General features: G+C 35.3%; 20 protein-coding genes. 10 read left to right on the top strand and 10 right to left on the bottom strand.

Features of this window, described 5'->3' with window-relative positions; all coding sequences use genetic code 11:
- Positions 1 to 4: 4 nt before the first annotated feature.
- Positions 5 to 292 (bottom strand): hypothetical protein, encoded by a 288-nt coding sequence (locus tag BFU36_RS14150; RefSeq protein WP_231961203.1) that lies wholly within the window; start codon positions 290 to 292, stop codon positions 5 to 7.
- Positions 293 to 441: 149 nt separating this feature from the next.
- A complete protein-coding gene (locus BFU36_RS00835; protein ID WP_069281469.1) occupies positions 442 to 2,190 on the bottom strand; it encodes a S9 family peptidase in 1,749 nt (582 codons plus the stop codon).
- Positions 2,191 to 2,299: 109 nt separating this feature from the next.
- Here BFU36_RS00835 and BFU36_RS00830 point away from each other — a divergent pair, with 109 nt between their 5' ends.
- Positions 2,300 to 2,875, top strand: coding sequence for a metallophosphoesterase (locus BFU36_RS00830; RefSeq protein ID WP_069281467.1), 576 nt, complete (start codon positions 2,300 to 2,302; stop codon positions 2,873 to 2,875).
- Between the two features lie 4 nt (positions 2,876 to 2,879).
- Here the strand turns inward: BFU36_RS00830 and msrA are convergent, their stop codons facing one another.
- Entirely contained in the window at positions 2,880 to 3,425 is a 546-nt protein-coding gene (gene msrA / locus BFU36_RS00825) for a peptide-methionine (S)-S-oxide reductase MsrA (RefSeq protein WP_069281465.1), read from the bottom strand.
- Positions 3,426 to 3,895: 470 nt separating this feature from the next.
- Here msrA and hjc point away from each other — a divergent pair, with 470 nt between their 5' ends.
- Complete coding sequence (gene hjc, locus BFU36_RS00820) at positions 3,896 to 4,297, top strand: Holliday junction resolvase Hjc (RefSeq protein ID WP_069281463.1); 402 nt, start codon at positions 3,896 to 3,898, stop codon at positions 4,295 to 4,297.
- Here hjc and BFU36_RS00815 read toward each other — a convergent pair.
- From BFU36_RS00815 to BFU36_RS00805, 3 genes are all read right to left on the bottom strand, one after another.
- The gene (locus tag BFU36_RS00815; protein WP_069281461.1) at positions 4,294 to 5,547 is read right to left on the bottom strand and encodes an APC family permease; all 1,254 of its coding nucleotides are present in this window, start codon (positions 5,545 to 5,547) and stop codon (positions 4,294 to 4,296) included. The two genes, hjc and BFU36_RS00815, sit on opposite strands and share 4 nt — an antisense overlap.
- A 110-nt stretch (positions 5,548 to 5,657) precedes the next feature.
- Complete coding sequence (locus BFU36_RS00810; RefSeq protein ID WP_185957823.1) at positions 5,658 to 6,590, bottom strand: sodium:calcium antiporter; 933 nt, start codon at positions 6,588 to 6,590, stop codon at positions 5,658 to 5,660.
- Positions 6,591 to 6,619: 29 nt separating this feature from the next.
- The gene (locus tag BFU36_RS00805) at positions 6,620 to 8,059 is read right to left on the bottom strand and encodes an MFS transporter (protein WP_069281459.1); all 1,440 of its coding nucleotides are present in this window, start codon (positions 8,057 to 8,059) and stop codon (positions 6,620 to 6,622) included.
- Positions 8,060 to 8,850: 791 nt separating this feature from the next.
- Between BFU36_RS00805 and BFU36_RS00800 the strand changes: the two genes are divergently transcribed.
- The 4 genes from BFU36_RS00800 to rnhA are packed head-to-tail and all read left to right on the top strand — an operon-like array spanning position 8,851 to position 10,648.
- Positions 8,851 to 9,489, top strand: a complete 639-nt coding sequence (locus BFU36_RS00800) for an MBL fold metallo-hydrolase (RefSeq protein ID WP_069281458.1) — start codon at positions 8,851 to 8,853, stop codon at positions 9,487 to 9,489.
- A gap of 40 nt (positions 9,490 to 9,529) precedes the next feature.
- Positions 9,530 to 9,784, top strand: a complete 255-nt coding sequence (locus tag BFU36_RS00795; protein ID WP_069281456.1) for an antitoxin — start codon at positions 9,530 to 9,532, stop codon at positions 9,782 to 9,784.
- The gene (locus tag BFU36_RS00790) at positions 9,768 to 10,193 is read left to right on the top strand and encodes a type II toxin-antitoxin system VapC family toxin (protein WP_069281455.1); all 426 of its coding nucleotides are present in this window, start codon (positions 9,768 to 9,770) and stop codon (positions 10,191 to 10,193) included. The genes BFU36_RS00795 and BFU36_RS00790 overlap by 17 nt, the downstream gene beginning before the upstream one ends.
- Positions 10,193 to 10,648 (top strand): ribonuclease HI, encoded by a 456-nt coding sequence (rnhA, locus tag BFU36_RS00785; RefSeq protein WP_409349226.1) that lies wholly within the window; start codon positions 10,193 to 10,195, stop codon positions 10,646 to 10,648. The genes BFU36_RS00790 and rnhA overlap by 1 nt, the downstream gene beginning before the upstream one ends.
- Here rnhA and BFU36_RS00780 read toward each other — a convergent pair.
- The 3 genes from BFU36_RS00780 to BFU36_RS00770 form a co-directional block, all read right to left on the bottom strand.
- On the bottom strand, positions 10,636 to 11,661 hold the full coding sequence (locus tag BFU36_RS00780) for an arginine deiminase family protein (RefSeq protein WP_069284510.1): 1,026 nt from the start codon (positions 11,659 to 11,661) through the stop codon (positions 10,636 to 10,638). The genes rnhA and BFU36_RS00780 overlap by 13 nt on opposite strands.
- A 78-nt stretch (positions 11,662 to 11,739) precedes the next feature.
- Positions 11,740 to 12,843: an MFS transporter gene (locus tag BFU36_RS00775; RefSeq protein WP_069281451.1), complete on the bottom strand. Its 1,104-nt coding sequence runs from the start codon at positions 12,841 to 12,843 to the stop codon at positions 11,740 to 11,742.
- 19 nt (positions 12,844 to 12,862) lie between these two features.
- The gene (locus BFU36_RS00770; protein WP_069281450.1) at positions 12,863 to 14,149 is read right to left on the bottom strand and encodes a TrpB-like pyridoxal phosphate-dependent enzyme; all 1,287 of its coding nucleotides are present in this window, start codon (positions 14,147 to 14,149) and stop codon (positions 12,863 to 12,865) included.
- A gap of 377 nt (positions 14,150 to 14,526) precedes the next feature.
- Between BFU36_RS00770 and BFU36_RS00765 the strand changes: the two genes are divergently transcribed.
- The 4 genes from BFU36_RS00765 to BFU36_RS00750 all read left to right on the top strand — a co-directional run bounded on the left by BFU36_RS00765 (position 14,527) and on the right by BFU36_RS00750 (position 18,812).
- On the top strand, positions 14,527 to 14,943 hold the full coding sequence (locus tag BFU36_RS00765; protein WP_083216331.1) for a universal stress protein: 417 nt from the start codon (positions 14,527 to 14,529) through the stop codon (positions 14,941 to 14,943).
- 334 nt (positions 14,944 to 15,277) lie between these two features.
- A complete protein-coding gene (locus BFU36_RS00760; RefSeq protein ID WP_069281446.1) occupies positions 15,278 to 16,651 on the top strand; it encodes a TldD/PmbA family protein in 1,374 nt (457 codons plus the stop codon).
- Entirely contained in the window at positions 16,644 to 17,876 is a 1,233-nt protein-coding gene (locus tag BFU36_RS00755; protein WP_069281440.1) for a TldD/PmbA family protein, read from the top strand. Before BFU36_RS00760 ends, BFU36_RS00755 begins: the two co-directional genes overlap by 8 nt.
- A gap of 132 nt (positions 17,877 to 18,008) precedes the next feature.
- Positions 18,009 to 18,812 carry an acyl-CoA dehydrogenase family protein gene (locus tag BFU36_RS00750; RefSeq protein ID WP_069281438.1) on the top strand — a complete coding sequence of 268 codons (804 nt, stop codon included), beginning with the start codon at positions 18,009 to 18,011 and terminating at the stop codon, positions 18,810 to 18,812.
- On the opposite strand, the gene BFU36_RS00745 is transcribed toward BFU36_RS00750, so the two are convergent.
- Complete coding sequence (locus BFU36_RS00745; RefSeq protein WP_069281436.1) at positions 18,809 to 19,243, bottom strand: MaoC/PaaZ C-terminal domain-containing protein; 435 nt, start codon at positions 19,241 to 19,243, stop codon at positions 18,809 to 18,811. The genes BFU36_RS00750 and BFU36_RS00745 overlap by 4 nt on opposite strands.
- Positions 19,244 to 19,422 lie beyond the last annotated feature (179 nt).

Here is a 19,422-nt window from a genome sequence, read left to right as displayed (position 1 = left end):
AGCTTCAATTGTTTTTCTGCAATACTGCTTGTGCATTAACGCCTAATACACCTTTATACTTCTCATAATACTTGTCCCAAGTACCCTTGAAATCTACTTTTTCTCTTTTGAAGAATTGTTGTCTTCTCTCGTAATTGATCTCGTTCCACATTTTAGAAGTTATGTCTGCTAACTTTCTTTCTTGGTATCCGTTAGGGAATAGTCTAACAACTATAGTTCTTACACTCTCCTCTGGTATTGCGGGAGAAATTGGCTCCTCGTCTTTATTAGATTGACCAGAAGGGAGTTTCATGAGAGAAAGGATGTTTTGTCTTAAAAACTTTTACCCCGCCTTAAAAGGCGAGGTTTGACATTCCTTTATCATGAAACGTTAGGATATTTTTCATTATGCACCTTGGGTTACGATGTATAATTCCAGTTTTGTAAGGTTCTCTGATTCTCTTAATCTTCAGATGAGAGATGCGGGGAACCTTCTAAGGGAGAAAGTTCAGCAATCATTTGTCTCTTTAAGAAAATGATAGCTGGCAATAATATGTCAATCGCGTTATCTACATTATAAATTGCATGCCCCATATTAGGAACGACGTGTAATTCAAAACTCTTCCCACTTTTATGAAGCTCTTGAACATATCTCATAACTGGGCTTAGAGGAGTTCTGCTATCGTTTTGAGAGTGTATTATACATAGTGGAACCTTAACGTTTTTCACGTAAGTGATAGGAGACCTTTCCTTCATTAACTCCAGATTTTTACCATTAAATAAAATCTCTATAAAGCTCCTAAACGTCGCATCGGATAATTCATACATTTCCACCCAATCAGCTACTGAAGCTCCAGCAATACCGAAGTCCCACTTATCAGGCTCTTTTCCAACAGCTAATAAGGTCATATAACCACCATAACTATATCCCATAATTCCTATTCTCTTGACTATCCCTTTTTCTACAGCGTAATCTCTAGCTTTAACTACATCCCTTAAATCTCCTCCGCCTGGATCACCTATGTCCATTAGGTTAAACTTGCTTCCATATCCCGTTGATCCTCTGAAATTAGGTGCAATTACGTGGTAACCGAATAGCAGTAATGGAGAAATTAATAAATTCCAACTGTCATCAACATCACTCCAAGGACCACCGTGAACATAAACAATTCCTATCCCCGGAACTCTTCCCCTATTAGATTTAATTATCCATGTAGGTACTTCAACCTCACTCTTTATTTTAATATACTCAACTTCACCTAAATTTAACTCTAGCTCATTGCCAACTACTACCTCTCTTTCTCCCTTAATGTTTACTCTATACACCTTATATGGGGAAACTAAAGACGAATGTGAGAAGTATATATAATCTCCTATTTTAGTTGCTCCACTTATAGTTCCGTGAGGAGTGTCTACTAGCTTGCCGTTTAAAAATAACTTAGACCTACCATCCCTCTTACCAATTATTAAGTTGTCATCCGGATCATAAAATATCTCTACGGGTTTGTACTCATATATATCCTTTTCTGGGAAATTAACCCTCTCGTAAGAATTAGAGTTAATGTCGTAAGTGTATACCCAATATGATTCGCCTGGATTCTCGTAATCACTTGAAATATATATTTTGTCCCCCTTTATACGATATGAGACATTAACACTATCTTTTTTAGGTGTTAGTATCTTAAACTCTCCATTAAGATTAGCTATGAAGAACTCTTGAGATTTAGGATTAACTTGCACTACTCCAGTGATTAAACCATTTTCTACATCGGTCACGAAAGAGAAGGGAGGCACTTGGGATAATCTACTTAATTTTCCTCCTTCAACTGCATAAAGAAATGCTCCATCGTTTGAAGAGCCTACAAACGCTATAGTTTTATCATCATAAGCTAAACCCATTATTCTAACCTTGGGAGAGGTTAACTCGTATTCCTCTCCTTTTAAATTGCATATATAAACTGAGTGAACCTCTTTTCCTCTTTCCACATCCCTAGTAAAGGGTAAGAAATCTAGATTAGCCTTTGGTGTAGAAGGCATAGCTATCGGTTCCTTAGTTAATCTGATTATCTTTCCGTCAATTAAGGCTGAGATATTAGTTTCTCCTTGTGTGGTAGAGTAAAACACTAGGTTGTCTTTTAACTTTCCTAAAACGTAATATGTGGGAATTTTAACCAGACGTTCTAACTCTTTAACTATTTCCGAGTATTCCATGTTTTTAACTATATTTTACAAATATATATGTCTTACGTAAATTATAATTTATCAAGAATGTTTTTCAGTAAATGAAGATTTATTAGCTTATAAAAACAGTCTCAAAAACATGAGGGAGATATCCTTTGAGTGGAATGGTAAGATACTAGTTCTCTCTGACATTCATTACCCTAAATGTAACATAGATGAGATAAATAAGGTAATAGATAGTGAGAAACCTTCATTAATAATACTTCTCGGAGACATAATTACTGAAGGATGGGAGGAGAGTTATAGGGAGTTCATATCTAAGTTAAAAATGAAGAGGAACATAATTTACGTTAGGGGAGATGAGGATAAGTTAAAAGGTGATTTTGACGTCATAAAAATAAAGACATATGGGAAATCTTATATTCTTCTTCACGGTCATCAATACTTTAATGAAAAGCAAGAGTATTCTTTAGCTAAGTTATTAAAGAAAATAAACCAAAAACTCCCTCCATTACTATTTTGCTTAATGTTTAGACTTGTTCTCCACGACTTTAGGGACGTTTTAATATTAGGTCATTCTCATGCTTTAGTTCACTTCAAAAGTGTAAAATGTGTAAATGCAGGTACTATGTCAGATGTTACTAACAACATATACAATGATAAGGGATATGTAATTATTGATGAAGAAGGTGTAAAAACTTTTAAGATAGTTTAACTGTTTACGCTTTACTCGAGATCTTCTCTAAATCTACTTTATCGGGGAAATATTTCATGAACTTCTTGATCTTAGGGCTGATGACTAAAGTGCAATAGGGATAATATCTATGCCTCTCATAAAATTTATGATGATACTCTTCAGCCTCGTAAAAAACTTCGAATGGTACTAACTCTGTGACAACTTTCTTACCTAATTCCTTTTCCACCTCCTTTATTACTTCTTCAGCTATCTTCTTCTGTTCCTCGTTATGGTAAAGGATGATTGACCTATATTGAGGACCTACGTCATTACCTTGCCTATTTGGAGTTGTTGGGTCGTGTATTGCAAAAAATATTTCCAAAATCTCCTTATAGGAAATAACAGAGGGATCAAAAGTTATTTGAACTACTTCCGCATGACCAGTCTCACCTGTGCAGACTTCCTCGTAAGTCGGATTTGGTACCTTACCTCCAGAGTACCCCGGCTTGACGTCAATTACTCCTTTTACCCTTAAAAAGACAGCTTCAGTACACCAGAAACACCCTCCACCTAGTGTTGCTACTTCCATATTTAATAATATGTATTAGAGGAATAAATATAGTTGTTAAATTCTTTCTAATACCTTAATAAACTATTATATTTTATTGACGAGAAATATAGAACCATAAATAAACTATTACTATATTTTATCCCTCTACATAATTAAAGCTAAATCATTTAAAAAATATATATATAAATATAGTATTTACTATATTTAAAAATAGAAATATTAATACTTAAAAAGTATGTCTGGTTTGGGCTATCCCAAATGTGAGATTCTTAAGGGGTATTATTAATTTGTGTATTACTTGACAGAAAGTATAGCATAACGTTATTAATTCTGAACATAAATCTAATCCAATCTATTTATATCTAAAAACTTGATACTATCTTTAGACGAGATATATGTCATAAATAACTTTTACAATAATTAAAGTCATTCAGCTCTTTTCCTTAGGCAAAAAGTCTTAATTATATTTATGATAATAACTCCTTATCGTGAATAGAGATATAGGTAAAAACGCGGAGAGGGAACTAGTCTCGCTTTTAAAAGAAAACGGATTTAAAGCGGTGAGAATTCCTACTTCTAATTCATCTCATAATCCATTGCCTGATGTCTTTGCGACGAAAGAAAACACTTTGCTGGCGATAGAGTGTAAAAGTACTTGGGAAGAAAAAGTCAAAGTAAGGAGTATTCAAGTTGAGAAGTTATTTGAATTTCTATCAATGTTCACAATGGAAGGTATACCTCTTATAGCCGTGAAATTTAAGAAGTTTCATCAGTGGAGAGTAGTTGTCTTAACTAAGATAGAGGATATATTAGTAAGCTCTGACAATTCTGTGCCTATAGATGAGTTCTTGCTCAATAAAGTTAACAGAAGAGAGGAAGTCTTAATTTAATTTTTCTCCTTGCTAATCATTTCGAGAAGCTCAGTATAGATAAAACCTATTATAATCCAACCTAAGAAAACATAGTTTATTATAGGACTACTCTCCTGCATGGAAAATACTAGTATAGCTCCGGACAGTATAGCTGATAGTAGGGCTAAAGTTACACTTCCTTTTCTCTTCCATAACTTCTTAACCGATATTCTGAATAATGAAAAACTAGCTGAGATTGATATTGTCAAGTAACTTAATACTGTTAATCCTCCTAAAAATAGGAAAGTATCGTAGATTCCGTAAAAATGGATGAACAAGAAGAGAAATATGGAATATGTTATTAACGAGAAGATTTCCGCATTAAATGGTCTATTATTACTAAATGCCGAGAATATTAATGGTAAGAATTTTTTAATGGACATTGCGTAAACTATTCTGGACATAGAGATTATGTAAGCTATACCACCTAAGATTCCACCATTTAAGGCAGAGAAAATAAGGTATGGAAAAATAAAGCCTACATTGTGTTTTAACACTCCTATTAGGTCTGTTCCATAGGGTGACACAGCGTAAAACAGTAACGCAGAGAGTAATCCGCCTAATAATATTACTAAAACTGTAATTAAACCTACCATCCTCCTAGCATTCCTTATCTCCTCGGACATGGGATTTAAGTTACCGTATCCAATGGGCATTCCAATAGCGTAGAGTATTACAAGGAATGGTTGCAATGGCATGCTTAAAACTGAGGCTAGGTGTTGCGATTTAGCTAATAATACAACGGAGCTGATGATTATTGCTAATATTTCTGCTATTGAGATAAACTCTGCGTACTTGGTCGATACTTCCAGTCCTCTTATTATTAGTGAAGCTGACACTGCAATTATTATGAGAGTAAAGATATCGTAAGTGAGGAACTGCATTTTTATATAACTAGAAATGATATATATTGATCCGGCTAGTAAAGTTCCTCCGTACGAGAAAGCATAAAGTATGAAAACCCAACCTGTTATTAACCCTAATCTTTCTGTTAGTGAGTAGAAGGCATATGTAAAGTAGCCTCCTTGTTGGGCGAACTTCAAGGATAATTTATATATTACTAATCCGTTTATCAGAACTATTACAGTGCCAATTATAGTTGCAATTGTTAGAAAATTCCCTCCGATCTGTAGCCCAATAGTTCCAAAGGTTATTATAGATGTAAATGGAGCTTGTCCACCAAAGGATAATGAAAATGCTTCAAAGGTTGAAAGTTTCTTTCTGTTCACTAGGTCTAAATGATTCAGTGAGAATTATAAAATTAATATGCTTGGCGTATAAAGAGATGAGAGAATGCTTACCTCCTCCCACACTAAAGAGCGAGGTATCTCTCCTTTTATCATATTATAAAAGATAAAAAGACAATTGCAAAGTAAATTGTGACTAGGGCAATGGATTCGGATAACTTTAGCTTCTTATCAAATAATATGTACAAGGCTATAACGTTGGCTACTATCATTGACAATATTTCTGGCAAAGAAGAGTAAATTGGATACTCGGTAAAAATTCCTACTATTCCTAGCAGTATGGTAGAATTCTCTATCTTACTACCTACAAAGCTAAGAATAGATAGTGATCCACCAGTCTTAGACATTTGTACTAATCTTATTGCAGATATTTTTTCCTCTAACTCACCGGCTATAGGAGAGATCACTAAAGAAAGCCATACTGCTGGGACGTTGAATAAGCTAGAAATCGTATTGATGTATTCAATGAAGGGTTGAGATAATAGGATAAGAAGTAATCCTCCTATGATCATGAACATAACTGATTTCCTTATGCCTAATCCATTTTTTTCTTCATGCCTCTCACCTCTAAATTTTCTTATCCTGTAAGCCACGTAGCAAGCGTAAATTAGGAATAGGAGTACTCCGGTTATAATGTTTAAAGTCCCGTAAATTGTGATCCCAGCAATCACTAAGGTGGTAAGGAGGAGAAACTTGTTTTCTACCTCATACTCTGCATTAATAGATAAGTCACTTTTCCACCTCAGCTTATACAGAATTCCTACGAGTCCTATTCCGAAAGTAAATAGTAAAACATTTCCGCCTAAAGCTGAACCAAAAGCTATATCGAAGTCACCTTTTAGTGAGGCTATGAGCACAAATATTGTCTCCGGTAAAGCAGTGAGGATTCCGAGTATTATTCCTCCAGAAATGCCTTGTCCTAAAAAGTCCTCTAACTCATCCGCGCCCTTGGCTAGCAATTCGGCTGAAATAAAAATTCCTATAAAGATGCCTATGAACTTAAGCCAGAAGAATATCAACCTAATGGAAAAATCTACTTTAATCCTATAAAGCTTTAATTATTATTTTGTTTTTGTTGAACAGTCAATTGTGTCCTATACTCCTTTCCTCTTAATGCTGATAAAACTAGTCCAACAGCTAATATACCTACTGAAACGTAAAATGCTGACCTTAAGCCTATTAGAAATGAACTAGCTACTCCACCTATTAAATTGGTCGTCCCTAAGAAAACCTCAAATGCTACATATCTAGGCACTGTTATAGAGGCTATGCTAATAGCTATTGTGTAACTAAGTAATGTTCCTATATTTGATAATGTTCTAGCTATGCCAGAGGCTCCACCATAAAAACCTCTTGGTGCATTAGCCATAATTGCACTGTTATTTGCTGGGAAAAATAACGATGATCCTAAACCGCCTATTGTAGAGGCTATGATTATGAAGTAAAGTGGAGTAGTTAAGGTTAAGAATTTTACATATAACAACACTGCTGATATCATTAACGCTAACCCAATAGTAGCTGGGATTCTAGCTCCTATTTTATCTGACAATCTACCAGTGAAAGGTGCAACTAAGCTAGCCAATACATAACCTGGTACTAAAAGCAAAGAGGCACTAAACGGAGATAGACCTCTAATACCTTGTAAATACATAATAATTATGAAAGCTGTTGCTAAGTAGCCAGTAGTTTGCATAAAAGATGACATAAGAGAGTAAGTGAATACTCTATTAGCTTTAAACGCTCCAAAATCTATTATGGGGAATTCCTGTTTTCTTTCAATCAATCCAAATATTCCCAACAAAACTATACCACCTAAGATCATGTATATGTTTAATGGTCTGACACCCTCCCCAGCTATATCAGCACTCCCATATGCTATCAAAGACAAAGAGGCTAACAAGCTTAACATTCCTCCTATATCAAGCTTAACCTTTCTCCTCTCAAAGCTCTTTATGTACCTTAACCCAAGGATTATAGCAATTATACCTATTGGCACGTTAATATAGAAAATATAACGCCAACCTATGAATGTTGTGATAAAACCACCTAATACTATTCCTAGTGTAGCCCCAGCATTCCAACCAATTGATGTGTAGCCATAAGCTCTCCCCCTTTGATTTGGGGGAAATATATCGGCAACTATAGCCCCGGAATTCGCTTGCATCATTGCTGCTCCTAGCCCTTGAACTCCTCTAAAGCCTACCAAGAATAAGGCACTAGGCGATGCTCCACACAAAGCGGAGCCTATTGTAAATATTGCGAATCCTAAATTATATAAACGAGATCTTCCATAAATGTCACCAATTCTTCCTAGTTGTGTAGTAAATACGGCTATTACTAGCAAATAAAGAATGATAACCCAAATGATCGTGTATAGATCAGTATGTAACTCTTGAGCAATTGATGGAATAGCCAGTATAACGATCGTAGTATCAACAGCCGACATTAGAGTTCCCAAGACTACTACAAATAATGCTAGATTCCTTGCCTCCATAATAAAATGTTAATTATTTAACTATTTAATCCTTTTGTTATGAGAAGTTTAACGGCGTTTTATAGCCAGAAGGTACACCTTTATAAGAATTATATGTTGTTGAAAGACAGTTCATTCAAGGTCGAAGTTAATCCAAGAAATGCTGATGTCTCTTATACAAATGATTCCTAATATTAGTAATTAATACGATCTAAATATATTTTTGTCGAAATATCTTTTGATTTTACCTTTACTCTAGACTCTTCCCACGTAAATGTTTAGAGCTTATTCTAGCTAAATAATAGTATAATTGAATAATTCCTAACTGTCTCATTTTTTTAAGTAATTAGTGAAGATAGATTGAGTAATAATGTATTATACTTTATTTCTCTATTAACAATTCTTAGTCCATGAGAAGTAGTGGGTTTCTTAAGACGTGTTTAAGTCCCACGTTTTTTATTGAATTTAGGGAGAGTTGAGGGCTTTTCTCAGCTGAAAATTCTGTTACGTTAATTTGCCAAGTTAACCTCCAGTTAACTCGACAAAATATTACTTAGAGTTTTAATCCCGTTTATTCCAGTAGAAATAATTGTCCTTCTAATCGTTACATAGATTGAAAGTAATATCTTCCATCAGTATTCCCAAATGAATTGGATTAAAGGATATAGCTCCAAGACTCATGAAAACTTTAGAAATATTTTCACAGAATAAAAAAGAGGATCTTCTCCATGATCGATTAAGGTATCATAGATATCTTAAAGTTAGATGAAAGGTCAAAACATATTTATTCGTCATTTCTTATTATAGAGTCAATGAAGGTATACGAAATTCCTTTGAGGTTTGTGAAAGCGTTTTTGATCGTTACTGATAATGGTTCAATCCTCGTCGACTGTGGAATTCAAGGTAGTGGAGAGAGAATTATAAATGCTATAACTAAGATCAATAAGAAATTAGAAGAAGTGAAATATGTAGTGTTTACGCATTCTCATGGAGATCATATAGGAGGTGCTTATGAAGTAAGGAAAGTATTGGATAGAGCTAAGTTTGGTATTGATAAGAACGGTGTAAAGTATTTAGAACGAGGTGAAATCAGAGAACCAGTACTACACTCCTTAATCATGAAGACTTTTTTTGCCATAGGAAAACCGTTTCTCTTTAAGAAACTTAATCCAGTTAGAGTTGACTTTGAGCTCAATGAGGGGGAGCTAGTAGATGGTGTGGAAATAATTAAAACACCAGGTCATACTGACGATTCAGTGTCAATATATCTTCCATCAATTAATTCGGTTATTGTAGGTGATCTGTTACAAGGTACTAAAGAAGGATTGAAATACCCTTCAATATATGAGGATTTCAATGAATTACAGAAAAGCGTAGAAAAGATAAAGTCCCTCAAGCCATCTATGGTTTACGTCTCTCATGGTATAAGTTCCTCCAAATTCCTTGTGTAAAGTCTTAAAACGTTTCAAAGACGCAGAGAGTAAACCTTTTATGTTTACAGTTAAAGTAAATCTTATGAGTGAAGTAATATCAATAAGGGTTAGTAGGAAGCTTAAGAAGGATCTAGAAGAGCTAAACATAAACTACTCTGAGCTGGTAAGGCAATACTTAGAACGAGTAGTCAGGGAAGAGAAGATGAAAAGGCTTTTACAAAACGCTGACAAAATTAGAGAAGAGTTAAGCAATAAGAGTTTTATACCCTCCTATGAGTTAGTAAGGCAAGACAGAGATGAGGATAGTCGTTGATACGTCTGCTTTAGTAGCATTATATATACCTGAAAAGTTAAGTAAATACATCAGAGAGGAAATGGAAAAGAACGAAGAATACCACTTCTTGGATCTCATATACTATGAATTCACTAATGTTATAAGAAAGAGAGTTGCTAGAGGAGAAATAAGTAATGATAAGGCAATGGAGATTCTAAAAAATGGATACGAGTTAATATCTAATTCTACAGTTCATGAGGGTAAAGAAGTTATCATGGAAGCATATGAGATGGGATTAAAATATAGTATAACAGTTTATGATGCTTCTCTAATAGCCTTAGCTAATAAGATAAATGGGAAGATCCTCACTACAGATTTAAAGTTGTTGAATTCTCTTAAAAATACTCAATTATATAGTCTATTTCTAGTGGGTGATGGGGTATCGTAGTGATTGGTTATTTTGATGGGTTATGTGAACCAAGGAATCCTGGAGGCATTTCAACTTTTGGATACGTTATATATTTGGATAATGAGGTCATTAGAGGTTTTGGACTAGCCTCAAAACCCTTTAGTAAGGACTCTACGAATAACGTTGCAGAATATATGGGTTTAATATGTTTAATGGATAAAATGATTTCTTTGAAACTAGATTCTCCTATTATAAGAGGGGATTCTCAACTGGTTATTAGGCAAATGAATGGGGAATATAAAGTGAAGGCTAAGAGGATAATCCCGCTCTACGAGAGGGCTATTCAGCTTAAGGAAAAACTTAATGCTAAATTAGAATGGGTTCCACGAGAACAGAATAAAGAAGCAGATAGGTTGAGTAGAATTGCTTATGATCTAGTTATGAAGAATAAGTTAAAGGAGATAGGGTGTAGAGAAGAAGATCAATCCCTTTGAATTACAGCTGTCATGCAGTGTATACCACCACCGCCACTCGTTAGATTTTCGACGGGAACTTCTATAACGTCTATCCCTTGTAATTTCCTATTAGCACTATTTTTGGGTGAGACTACTTTACCATCATCTATAGTTAAGAAGTTAGTAGCGTACTTTCTAGCTTCATCTAAGGTTACTTCGACTACATTAAATCCCTTCTCCTTGATGTAATCATAAAGGTTTGTGACTTTGACCAGCTTCTTATCATAATATACCTCAACTCTGCTTTCCTTCATCAATTCTTTAACCCCCACTGCTAAATTCGATGAGGCGACGTTAAAGAAAGTATCAAGGTGAAAGAACTCTTTTCTAGTCTCATAGACTATTCCAACCTCATCTTCAATTTCAAGCAATATTTTAGCTCCGTCAAAGCTACTCCTATTACCTATCCCCATTAGGGAGAAATCACCCATTGGGAAGAAATCACCCCCTTCAAGATATCCTTTATTAACCTCGATATAATCAAGTCCTAAGGCTTCCCAAAACAGTTTAACTATTTCAACTTCCTTTTCTCTTTGCTTTGTAGCCATCTTTCCTATGATAATTCCTTTCTTTGTAGTTATCTGTTGATCTCTCATGAAGTACAAGTTTGATAAGAAATTGTTTAACTCTATTTTAAGATAGGTCTGCGAATTCTTAGATTCGTAACTTAAAGAAGGTTTAAGGGTCAATAATTCTACTAAGAGAAAAGGGTCCTCAGTCTTAGCATTTGTCTCATTTATTAATTTTTTCCTAAAGTTAGGGTCTTTCTTAGCTCTACTCCTTAAAACTTGTTTGAGCCTAAATACTTTTATTCCTTCTTCTCTAAGCACTCTCCTAAGCTCATCGTGTTCTTTCTTAGCCTTATTTAAATTAAATGGTTTTTCGTAGAGAAACGAAGATGGATCGATTAACCCGAATAGTACTTCCACCCCAGGCTTATGGACTGCAACGGCTCTAAGTTTTCCCCACTCGGCTTTAGAATAAGCCTTCATCATATCATTGAATAAAATAATACGAGATAAGGACAAAAAATTTTTGGCAATACTTTTCAATTATTTTGTATCAATCCCTTAATTTCTGTATCCTATTAGCAATAAGCAGATGAAAGATGCAAGTATGTAAGGGATTACGATTTGAATTACTTGTAAATGGGTTAAGGCTAATAGTGAAGGAGATAAAGAACCTCCTATTATACTAGCTAGCTGATAAGAAAAGTTTGTTGTAGTGTATCTGTATTTTTTATCAAAGAGATCTACGAATAATGAGGATTGAGGAGAGTATAAGGCTGAATCAGAAATTGAGAGTAAGAGTTCCCCTAACAGTAGGTCAGATTTAAGAAATAAAGAGCCTAAAGCAAATATTATTAATCCTAATGTGAGTATTATTTTTCTACCTATGCTATTAGCTAAATATCCGAAAAAAGGCATTGTTATTAGTTGTGTTAAAATAGATATCAAAACAACTGATGAGATGAGATTAGTAGATACAGACTGAGAGAAGACATATGAGGTAAATATATAAAAATTCGAACTCTCACTCACCTTAATCCCTATAGCAATTAGCACGTTCTTCCATTCTTTCCTTATTGCATCTACTAGAGGGATTTTAACTAAACTAGTCACCCTTCTCTCCTCAAAATTGGATAAAATTAGTGTAGTCGAAATGACGGATAAAATTATAGTTAAGAGGAAAGAGTAGTTCCATAACTTAATTATAGAGAATAAGGATAATAGGAATATGACTGATGTAGAGATTATTAATCCTATAGGGACAGCTAACTGAACTAAACTTAAGATGAAGATTCTAAGTTTAGAGTTGGTGAAGCTTTCTGAAACTATTATACTTGCACCTCCCCATTCACCCCCTAAACTTAATCCTTGTAACGTTCTAGAGATTATTAACGCATAATAATTATTAGCTAAGAAGATAAGAAGAAATGAGGAAATGATGATTGAAATTGTAACCAACGTTATTGATAACCTACCGCTTATTTTATCTCCTACATATCCAAATATTATACTACCCATAACTCTCCCAATAAATCCTAAGATGAATACGATTATTCCTAGTCTAATAGGAAATATAATGAAGGATAGTTGGGAAACTAAGAAAAACGTGTACCACTCTGTAATAGTTAAAAGTACACTGCTGAACAGCACTAAATTCCTTCTCACAAATAAAAAACACTGAAATCTACTCTTTAAATAATACAGAGGCGTAGTTACCTAGGTCGAGTAGTCCATGCCCTGAGAAGCTCACTAAGATAATTTTCTTCTCTCCGCTCTTCTTAGCTTCCTTAACAATCTCCTCAATTATTGGCAAGGCGTGAGAAGTCTCTGGAGCTGGTACATAACCTTCAATTTGCGAAAACAACTTAGCCCATTTAAACGACTCTTCTTGAGAGTAATCCCTAGCTTCAACTATCCCCTTATTCATTAATAGGCTTAGCGTAGGGGCTACACCATGATATCTTAGTCCTCCAGCGTAAACTGGTGGAGGCACGAAATCAGATCCTATCGAGTACATTTTAAGCTTAGGGAGTAATTTAGCAGTATCTGGATAATCGTACTTATAAACTCCTTTGGTCATCTTTGGTACTTCTAATGAACCGCTCGCAATATATTTTCTCCTAACTTTTCCGCTTCTAAGCTCGTCTCCTAAGAATGGATATGCTAATGCAGCATAGTTAGATCCTCCTCCAACCACTCCGATAATATAATCTGGATCCTCCCCTATCATTTCCATCTGCTTTTTTGCCTCTAGACCGGCAATTGTCTTGAACATTATATCTGAGTTAACTACGCTTCCAACAACATATTTACCTCCATGCTCTTCTGCATATTTAACCGCTTCACTTATTGCAATTCCTAGCGATCCAGGGTGATTAGGGTCTTTAGCCAATAATTCTCTTCCAAAATCAGTTAAATCAGAGGGAGAAGGATGAACTTCGGCACCATACATCTGCATTAAGTATCTTCTATATGGCTTAGCAAAATAACTAGTTCTAACCATGAATACGTGAGCTTTTATGTTAAATAAAGCTGATGCTAAAGCGACTGACGATCCCCATTGTCCAGCTCCAGTCTCAGTGGTGACGAAGTTTGCACCATCTTGAGTAGCGTAATAGACGTGTGCTAGGGCACTATTAATCTTATGTGACCCGGTGTAAGTATAACTCTCCATCTTTAAGTAAATCTTTACAACGTTTCCTAAATATTCCTCTAATCTCTTAGCTCTAATGATTGGAGTAGGTCTACCCACTTGTAAATATCTTTCAAGAACCTCATCAGGAATTTTAACATACCTTTCCCTAGAAAATTCTAGCTCTAACACTTTACTCGGCAAAACCTTTTTTAAAGTTTCAAACGATTTTCCGGTCTCATCAATAGGCTGAGGCAATTCCTCTGGTAAGTCCGGTAAAATATTATACCAAACTGTAGGTATTTCGTCTTGCGACAAATCTATTCTGATCTTATTCATAGCTTTAATCTAATGTATTCACCTTATTATCTTTTCGTTTTAAGTTGCTTAAGAGTTTTCTTGGTAAGTGTATCTTAATCGTGGCATTATCATTAATGGTCTCTCAGTTTATACAAGAACTCTTTTCGTATAGAGATTTTAAAAAGTGAGTTTGGATCATCTGTCGATATAATACCGTTATATAGGCATAAAATATTAATCCCATCCAGCTTATCGACGAATCAGATTTTACTAAATCCTCATCACTAAACTACATTCACACATTTTATAATTTATTTTATACCTTCAAAGCGGCATCATATTTACACTGCTTTTGAGACATTACTATATTGACTAAGAAAACAAGTTTTATAAGTTTTTATTATCTAAAATAGATTATGATATCAAAGATCTTAGTCGCGTATGATGGTTCTTCTAGTGCTGAGAAAGCCCTTGACTTTGCAATAGACTTAGCCAAGTCTGTTAATGCTTCAGTGGTCATTCTGCACGTAGTCAATACGTGTATAGAAAGCTGGGGTGTTGTATCAAACGACACTATAGAGAGGATGAAGAAAAAGGCATATGAGTGTATAAATAATGCAGTGGAGAAAGTTAAGAAAAACGGTATAAGTGTAGAGGGGCAAGTTATTGAAGGTGAGCCATCGTCAACTATTGTTGACTTCGCGGAAAAGGTTAACGCTAGCTTGATAGTAGTAGGGAGCAGAGGTTTGTCTAGGCTAAAGAGGACGCTAATAGGTAGTGTCTCCTTGGCTGTGCTTGAACATTCGAAGATACCAGTATTAGTGGTTAAGTGAGTATTTTCTTCACTCTACTCTCCTTTAACTCTCTCATTAGCTTCATTAGATCGTCCTTAGTGTAGCCTAAAGGTTTTATCTTGCTAATTCCATCTGATAGTATTCTCTCGACCTTAGGATGTATTTCCTCAACTAGGGTAGAGATGATAAATATATTTCTCTATACCTTTACGTAGAGGAGTTAGAAACAATATAACTTATATGGTCCTCTCAATTATTCCCAAAACGAGGATTAACGAGGTGAACCCTCCAAGGTGGGAAGAATTTAGAATGTTGATGTTCCTATAGCTCAACAGAGATATAGTTTATTATTAACTATTATATATGATATGATATGGCGGAACTGGAAAATCTGTATGACGCCTTTTCTAGATATCCATACACTGAGGTAAGGAAACACGTTATATCCTTCAACTATTTACATTTCTTAAACGGTAAGCTTATGGGATCATTTAAATTTAAGGATGACGGTTACTCTGTAAGGTATTATAAAGATGGTGTTCTCTATTTCTCATCATCTCATCGCCTAGAAGATCTTAAAAACGTGAATGAGTATAAAGTCCCGGGATGGGAAGGAGGATATGATGATACTGAGCCAAAGGATGGTGAGTATGAGATTAAGGAAGTAAAACCGTTCGATTTAATGAGTGTAGAGGAAAAGGTAAGTTACTTTAAAGGCTTATATGACTCAATAAAAGAAATTCCATCAGTAGTTAGTATAACTTTCTCTTACTCGGAGAGTGTAGAAGAAAAGGAGATAATTGTGAATAACGCAAAAATTAGAGGAAGAGTACCTAGGTTATATGTAGGGGTTAGCTTAGTTATTAAGGAGAACAATAGGACAGCAACAGCTTTTTATGAACAAGGAGGAAGCGGAGGTCTAGAACTATTAGATAAGATGAATTTGGAAGAGTTTATAAATGAAAAGGCTAGGGCGGTGACAGAGGTTTTAAGAAAGGGTAAATCGTTTGGAGAAAGGGTTACAGATGTAGTTCTAAGTAATATGTTGTCTGGAATAATGGCTCATGAATCGGTTGGACATCCGTTTGAAGCTGATAGAGTTTTAGGTAGGGAGTTCGCTCAAGCTGGTTTCAGTTATTTAAATAGCTTTAAGGGTAAAATAGGTAGTGACGTAGTAACGGTAATAGATGATCCCACTATCCTCGGAAGTGGTGGTTTCTACAAAATTGATGATGAGGGAATAGAGGCAAGACCCAAGTACTTAATAAAGGATGGAAATGTAAATGAACTGCTTCATGATAGATTTTCATCTGTTAAGTTTAATACTAAAAGTAATGGATCCGCTAGGTCAGCTGGATTTGATAGGGAACCCCTCATTAGAATGTCTAATACATTTTTCAAGCCTGGGAATATGAGCTTTGATGAGCTAATAGAGGACGTAAAAGAAGGTGTATATATAAAGAGTTATATGGAGTGGAACATTGATGATATGAGGTTAGGTCAGAGGTATGTCGGATTGGAGGCTTATGAGATAAAGAATGGTGAGATTGGTGAACCAGTTTTGTTCCCAGTACTTCAAGGCAAAACTTACGAATTGTTGCGATCTATTGATGCAGTAGACAATACGTTGGTCTTCTACCCCGGGACTTGTGGAAAGGGAGATCCGGATCAAGGTGTCCCTGTTTGGTTAGGTGGACCAAACATGAGATTAAGGAATGTTAGGATAAAGGTGATGGTAAATGAATGAGGAAATGGTAAAATACGTTCAAGAAATTGGTGGAGAAGAGACTGGTTTACTAAGAGTTACAACTAAGTCGATAATTATCAAAATAGTTGAGTCTAAAATAGCTACGATCCAGCGATTAAATAGTCAGTACTATTTCTTATCTGTGAGGAAGGGTAATAGGGGATATATGGGAAGGATAGGAAATCTAAATGAAAAGCCACAACTTAATCCAATGGATTTCTATCCAATTATGACTAAGAACGAAAGAGAATATAAGTTAGTGAGGCAAAGCAATATACAATCGCTATTTGATGATCTTTCCCCCCTTCTCTCCTTGTTAACTGAGTCAGAATATCCACTATATGGTATAGTATCATTAGATAGTGTAGAGAGAGCTTTAGTTAACTCTAAGGGGTTTAATGGTTTAGAGAGCAATTACTCCATCAGCGGATATTTCAGGGCTAAGAATAAGGATTTCAGTGGGCAATGGGCTTTCTCTTCAAATAAGTTTGAACCATCAATTGTAAAGGAGTCAATAAAGAGGGCTAACGAGCTAGCTTCAATTACTGGTAATTACCAACTCTCTGATGGAAAGTATACTGTAGTTTTATCGCCATTGGTTATGGGAAATCTAATGGAAAGTGTTGCTAGGATGGCTTCTGGATATTCAATAATCTCCGGTATGTCAATGCTGAAGCCAGGTGAAAAAACAGCCTCAGAAATCTTCACCCTATTGGATACTCCAAAAGAAGATAGACCAAACGCGTGGGGATTTGATGATGAGGGGACCTTCACTTATAATAAACCAATAATAGACAAAGGTGTGTTCGGTACCCCTCTACTGAATAATGAAATAGCTCAGATCTTTAAGACAAATACTACCGGAAATGCTGGTTGGATATTCCCATCAGCATGGAATTTAGAGGTTAAGGAAGGGGATGTCAGTTTTGAATCGTTATTGTCGGGTAATAACGTAGTTTTCATAAATAACGTATGGTATACTAGGTTCCAAAACTACGCTGAAGGAGATTTCTCCACAGTTTGTAGAGATGCTACAGTAGTATATAATGAAGGCAAACCCTTAGGTGTAGTTGGCAGGGTTAGAATAGCTGATAACCTTAAAAGGTTATTATTAAATATAGAGAACTTGTCTAAAGAGAGGTATTCAGTGAGATGGTGGGATGCTCCAATGCAAGGTGTATATCCTTATGCTTTAGTTAAAGATGTCAGATTGACGTTAGCCTAGATGATGAACCGTGTTTCAGCTTAGAGGTGAAGAGAATCGCTGTGCTGATGAGAAATCTTTAATCTAAGATAACATTACCGAATCATAAACTATTTTTCCTATCAAACGCTTCTTTAAAGTGGTGAAGAATTTTTGCTTTTAGATGTTGAGACTAATGAGGATCTCGAGCTCGTAAAGAACTCCTTATCCCAACTTCTGTCCCGAGAATGGAACATTTACGGAAGTAAAAAGCATGAGGTACCTAAAGACAAAGTACTTGATCTTTTCAATAAGTTTAAGGATCTTGGAATATTTCAATTTGTTAAAGAGGATTTCACTAACGCTTTAATTATAAACGAAATAATAGGTGAGAACTTGCTCCCCGGTATCATTGCTACTACCGCAATGGTGGGAGAAGATAATCCCATAACTGTTGGAACTGAATACGTTCCGGAAGCTGAAATAGCTAACTTTATATTAACTCCACATGGGATTGCTGATAAAGATAAAGTTAAACTTAAGAGAATTGAATCTCCAGATCCATCAATCAATATGTATAAGGTAATAAGTGGTGAATGGAGTAAGTCAGAAATAGATTTCGACAGAGTGATGTTGATGGCTTCAGCTCAGATTGTCGGACATGGTGTAGCATGTATGAGGGAGATAATTGAATATTCTAAAAATAGGACAGCATTCGGGAAACCCATAGGTAGTTATCAAGCTATTAAACACAAAATAGTCGATGACGTCATCTCGTTAGAGTTGGTTAGGTCTAGGTATTTAACCATTAAGTCCCCCTCAAATGCAAAAAGTATTCTAGAACACGCTTTCAGGAAATCATTTAGGGCGATACTGGACTCGATCCAAATGCATGGAGGAATAGGATTTACTGCAGACTTAGACCTACATCTACATCTTAAGAGAATAATAGCTTTAGAAAAAATCTTTCATGTTTAACCTTTCTTATTGCAAACTATCTCCATCCTTAACGTCATAACTTCCTCTCCCGACTGGTTCATAACTCTTGTCATTAAGTATACCCTTCCATCCTTTTCCCTCTCCTTCTTGTCAGTAACCTCTACTACACATTTTAGTGTATCCCCTATTTTAACTGCCCTTTTTGCATCGAATTCTAACTTAGCTAACGCTACGAAACCTTCTCCAAAAGGATCAGCAGGTAACTGATACGTTAATCCAACCGCTATTGACGCTGTTAATAACCCGGGTACTATCCTCCCCTTAAATCTAGTCCTCTTTCCATACTCCTCATCTAAAAATAGAGGGTTTAATGCTCCAGTCATTCCCGTGAATATTACTACATCTGCTTCAGTCACAGTTCTACCTTTAGTCTCCCATTTTTGACCTAACTGAAAATCTTCGAAGTACATGATTAAGAAAAAGTGTTAATAGTATTTATAGATTAGTCTTCAACTTCTTATGAATCTTAAGATACTTAAAAGCTTAAAGAACTGACCTCCTTCCCTAAAGGCTAAAGTTTTTGCTAAGGTATTACTTCAGCTTTTTCTTATCTAGATGATTTTTAAAAAGGTATAATAATATATATTAA

The organism is Sulfolobus sp. A20 (genome assembly GCF_001719125.1).
Lineage (GTDB): Archaea > Thermoproteota > Thermoprotei_A > Sulfolobales > Sulfolobaceae > Saccharolobus.
This window is presented reverse-complemented; position numbering and strand designations above follow the sequence as displayed.

Coding starts and splice junctions, on each gene's coding strand:
- BFU36_RS00800 (WP_069281458.1), top strand. CDS start 8,851: ATGAAGGTATACGAAATTCCTTTGAGGTTTGTGAAAGCGTTTTTGATC.
- BFU36_RS00745 (WP_069281436.1), bottom strand. CDS start 19,243: ATGTACTTCGAAGATTTTCAGTTAGGTCAAAAATGGGAGACTAAAGGT.
- BFU36_RS00830 (WP_069281467.1), top strand. CDS start 2,300: ATGAGGGAGATATCCTTTGAGTGGAATGGTAAGATACTAGTTCTCTCT.
- BFU36_RS00780 (WP_069284510.1), bottom strand. CDS start 11,661: ATGAAGGCTTATTCTAAAGCCGAGTGGGGAAAACTTAGAGCCGTTGCA.
- BFU36_RS00755 (WP_069281440.1), top strand. CDS start 16,644: ATGAATGAGGAAATGGTAAAATACGTTCAAGAAATTGGTGGAGAAGAG.
- BFU36_RS00760 (WP_069281446.1), top strand. CDS start 15,278: ATGGCGGAACTGGAAAATCTGTATGACGCCTTTTCTAGATATCCATAC.
- BFU36_RS00765 (WP_083216331.1), top strand. CDS start 14,527: ATGATATCAAAGATCTTAGTCGCGTATGATGGTTCTTCTAGTGCTGAG.
- msrA (WP_069281465.1), bottom strand. CDS start 3,425: ATGGAAGTAGCAACACTAGGTGGAGGGTGTTTCTGGTGTACTGAAGCT.
- BFU36_RS00790 (WP_069281455.1), top strand. CDS start 9,768: ATGAGGATAGTCGTTGATACGTCTGCTTTAGTAGCATTATATATACCT.
- BFU36_RS14150 (WP_231961203.1), bottom strand. CDS start 292: ATGAAACTCCCTTCTGGTCAATCTAATAAAGACGAGGAGCCAATTTCT.
- BFU36_RS00805 (WP_069281459.1), bottom strand. CDS start 8,059: ATGGAGGCAAGGAATCTAGCATTATTTGTAGTAGTCTTGGGAACTCTA.
- BFU36_RS00835 (WP_069281469.1), bottom strand. CDS start 2,190: ATGGAATACTCGGAAATAGTTAAAGAGTTAGAACGTCTGGTTAAAATT.
- BFU36_RS00795 (WP_069281456.1), top strand. CDS start 9,530: ATGTTTACAGTTAAAGTAAATCTTATGAGTGAAGTAATATCAATAAGG.
- BFU36_RS00770 (WP_069281450.1), bottom strand. CDS start 14,149: ATGAATAAGATCAGAATAGATTTGTCGCAAGACGAAATACCTACAGTT.